This window comes from Holospora undulata HU1 (genome assembly GCF_000388175.3).
GTDB lineage: Bacteria > Pseudomonadota > Alphaproteobacteria > Holosporales > Holosporaceae > Holospora > Holospora undulata_A.
In genome coordinates this window covers 1-3463 of record NZ_ARPM03000140.1, presented here as the reverse complement: position 1 = coordinate 3463, position 3463 = coordinate 1, and the positions used below count along the sequence as shown (strand labels likewise).

The 3463-nt window shown below is 34.3% G+C and carries 3 protein-coding genes and 1 pseudogene; 1 reads left to right on the top strand and 3 read right to left on the bottom strand.

Annotation, left to right across the window (positions count from 1 at the left end; all coding sequences use genetic code 11):
* Positions 1-867: 867 nt before the first annotated feature.
* Positions 868-2217: an MFS transporter gene (locus K737_RS03820; protein ID WP_024161439.1), complete on the bottom strand. Its 1350-nt coding sequence runs from the start codon at positions 2215-2217 to the stop codon at positions 868-870.
* Between the two features lie 203 nt (positions 2218-2420).
* On the opposite strand from K737_RS03820, the gene K737_RS03815 reads away from it, so the two are divergent.
* Entirely contained in the window at positions 2421-2645 is a 225-nt protein-coding gene (locus K737_RS03815; RefSeq protein ID WP_200863609.1) for a hypothetical protein, read from the top strand.
* Positions 2646-2927: 282 nt separating this feature from the next.
* Here K737_RS03815 and K737_RS10070 read toward each other — a convergent pair whose 3' ends face one another.
* Positions 2928-3098 (bottom strand): hypothetical protein, encoded by a 171-nt coding sequence (locus K737_RS10070; RefSeq protein ID WP_024161437.1) that lies wholly within the window; start codon positions 3096-3098, stop codon positions 2928-2930.
* Between the two features lie 158 nt (positions 3099-3256).
* A pseudogene (locus tag K737_RS12030) lies at positions 3257-3403 on the bottom strand (IS5/IS1182 family transposase); the annotation flags it as partial.
* Positions 3404-3463: the final 60 nt, after the last annotated feature.

Here is a 3463-nt window from a genome sequence, read left to right as displayed (position 1 = left end):
CGCTTGATGAGGTTTATATTGCTCTAAAAGACACCTCCCCGAACTGAAACGTTCCAATTTTATTGCTGCCTTAAACGAAATGGTCTTAATGTTCTTCCAAAAGATGAGGGGGAAAGCCCCCCTCAAGAAAAGGACCATTTTAAGGACTATAGTAACTTAGGTTGAATTAGGTGTAATTTTTTTATTACAATATAGTAATTCAACCTAAGTTACTATAGTTCAGCTTTATCACTTGAGAGGAGATTTTTGTCTGATTCTCTTCCATAGTTTCTTAAATCGAACGCAACTCTCTTAATGTGTGGAAGAAAAAAACTTAAAAATTTTGAGTACAGTACGGGTATCAACTCCCTTTTATTGCATAATTGTCAAATGCCATATCTAAATGGTATGCAGCATCTTGATAATTTTGCACACTTTGAATTGATTGATATCCCTCTAGTTCATTTTGGGAATTATTTCTATATTTTGGCGGTGCGTATCCTTGGTGAGAACAAAGTAAATCAATAAAGAATAGAAAAAATTATTATTTATTTTAATCATTTTAACTTTATAATTTTGTTTTATGTGCGCAAATAAATAAAATAAAAATAGTTTACATAAGTTTATTACTATCTAAACCAGTATAAAAAGATTGCTAAAAAAAATTAAGATAAGTCGTCAGTCCAGCATAAAATTTTCCTTATATGCTTGACTTGGAATCGCTTTTTCTTAACAGGACTGAAATTTGAAAAATAGACGTACAGACATAGAAAAAATTGACCTCACTTTTCTACGTACAGCAGATCTACCATAAAAACAATACAATAATTTACTTTGAACTAGGTAAATTAAAGACAAAAATGAAATAAGGTAAAGAACGATAAAACATTATTCGTCTTGCTCAGTTTTAGGATAATCACTTTTTAAGAAAATAAATCCAAGAAAAGCTAGCAATGTCATACCAGAAAGAAATAATAAAGCATAAACATAAGGAGTTGTACCGTACATTGGAGTTCCGGCCGCACTTTTTGTTTGATCCCAAAAGTAATCCATAACTCTTCCAAACCCTTCTTGCATTACGTATGAAAGTCCCATAATAATGGTATTGGTTAAGGCACTTGCGGTTCCAGAAAATTTAGAAGGAAGAGCTTGATTGGCAAGAGTAAACACTAATACTTGCGCTCCCATTGCTGTTCCAATTCCTGCACACAGAAAGATTACTACAAAAAAAGGAACGATCCCAGAACATAAGGCAATCATTCCAAGCCCTGCAGAAATAATAGGAGTTGCCCAAACAATTGCACGCCAGTAGCTTTTCCATCGTTGACACAAGGGAAGGACTAGCACACTTCCCAAAGAAAAAAATACGTACATAGCCATACTAGCATTAGATGCAACAGAAGACGTCACCCCATAAGCGGTTTGAAGAAAAGGAACTCCCCATGCCTCTGCGAAAACAACCAGCGGTGCATAAAGGAAAGCACCAATCAAGCCTGCACCCCATACCTGAGCGCTCTTAATAACCGGTAAAAAGAAACTAACCCATTGTGACGCTTGAGTAAGAAAAACACTAAATAATGATTTTTTCTGAGACTCAACGAAACCTACATCATTATTTTCACGCTCTTCTTCTAGCAGACCTTCATGAACATTTTGTTTTGGTCTATCTCGCACACACCCAAATATAATCGCTGCCAAAAGCAATCCAAATCCAGAAAGTGCGCATAACGCCATCCGCCATCCCCAAATATTTACTAATTTCGAAAGAGGATAAGAAGCGCAAAGCCCTCCAAGACACCCAATAGCGTTAGTTAACCCCGCCATTAAAGGAAAATTTTTTATATCAAACCACTCTACGATAAGTCTTAATGTACTGATAAAGGCACACGCTGACCCAATGCCAATACACACTCTCCCAAAAATTGCTACAGGATAATAGTAAGCCGTTCCTAATAAAAGCGCGCCAAATCCGCAAAACGCACAAGAAATACTAACCAAATAACGAACTCCAATCTTATCTAATAATATTCCGCAAGGGATTTGTAAACCTGAATACGCATATCCATAGACTGCTGATAATATTCCTAATTGCGTGGCTTGAATATGAAAAGTTTCCATAAAATCATTAGCCAGAACACCAGAAGACGCCCTTAATACCATTTCATAAAAATAATACATTGCAACAAGAAGCCACATCAACGTACCTTTTATCGTTTTTAAAGAGCGCACAAAGTTCATTACAAAAAACATCTATATATCACACTAAGAATGATAGAAGAAGTTGTATTAAAAGTCTATCTAAAAGCAGACAAGCCAAACGGCTTAATGTATACTCTCTTAGTTCAAATAAAAAATTAAGTTTTTTGGCATAAAATAAAGGAAATCAATTTGCTAACGGTTTAGAGATGTCATTTTTTAAGATGAATGAATGGGGGATGATTATGAGCGTAAGACGACTATTTTTTGTTTTTTGGCTGGGAGCTTCTTTGACTCAAACAGCAGAAGGCATGGTCAATCCTTTTAGTTTTCAGGTGGATGGTGTGGATTTTGGTCAAGCAACCACTCCAGATGAAAAGGCAGATTGGGCCAAGCTTGTAGATAAAGGAATGGATAAAATGGAAGCAGCACGCTATATTTTGGATAGGAAAAAATTAAGAAAAAAATAAAAATTTATCTACAAATAATACGTCTTAAATCTCTTATACTATATGTAATTGAATAAAAAAAGAAATTTAAGACTTTTTTATTATAACATATTTTTTATTAAAAAAAATTATTTTTTAAAAGAATTAAAACGACTAATCTATACTCAAGGCTCTGTGGAGTACGAAAATATTTCGTCATAAATTAGCTCTTACCAATTTTTTCGTATCTGGTTGTTTTCTTAACGATAACGTTCAATCATGTATATTTAAATAATAATCTCCAAATACTTGACTTTTACGTGGTTAAAATTCAGAAAGTATAACGCTATACAATAGTACAATTATCAATGTTACTGATCCATAAGGCCATAAGGGAATAGACCCCCCATAAACATGAGAGCTAGTGTCATACATTAGTTTTGATTTTTGTACAGTAGTTGTTAAAAGAGAAGTCGTGAATATTTCCTGATGCATTACTTACACGAAACATTTAAAAAAATCTTCTAGCTCAAGGATACGAGGTTTATTTTTCTCACTTTAAAAAAATTTGTCGCTATGCTCGCAAGATAGAAAAAAGCTCGCCCCTCTATTCCCTAGGGATATTTTTTTTGGAAGTGATTTAGAACCTGTATTCATGATTTAGCTAACCTTCTTAATAGGATCATGGAAGGGGCTATCATACTCATGTTTTCAGCAGTCGCTATGGCAATTTCATAATCTTTAGACGCCCTTCGAAAAGGATTTAGCCATGCATATGTTCTTTCGACAACCCAACGCTTTAGCAAGTATAGCCCATCCTTGAGATATACGTTCTGAGATTGCTATAGTTTTATTCAATA

Coding starts and splice junctions, on each gene's coding strand:
- K737_RS10070 (WP_024161437.1), bottom strand. CDS start 3,098: ATGCATCAGGAAATATTCACGACTTCTCTTTTAACAACTACTGTACAA.
- K737_RS03820 (WP_024161439.1), bottom strand. CDS start 2,217: ATGAACTTTGTGCGCTCTTTAAAAACGATAAAAGGTACGTTGATGTGG.
- K737_RS03815 (WP_200863609.1), top strand. CDS start 2,421: ATGAGCGTAAGACGACTATTTTTTGTTTTTTGGCTGGGAGCTTCTTTG.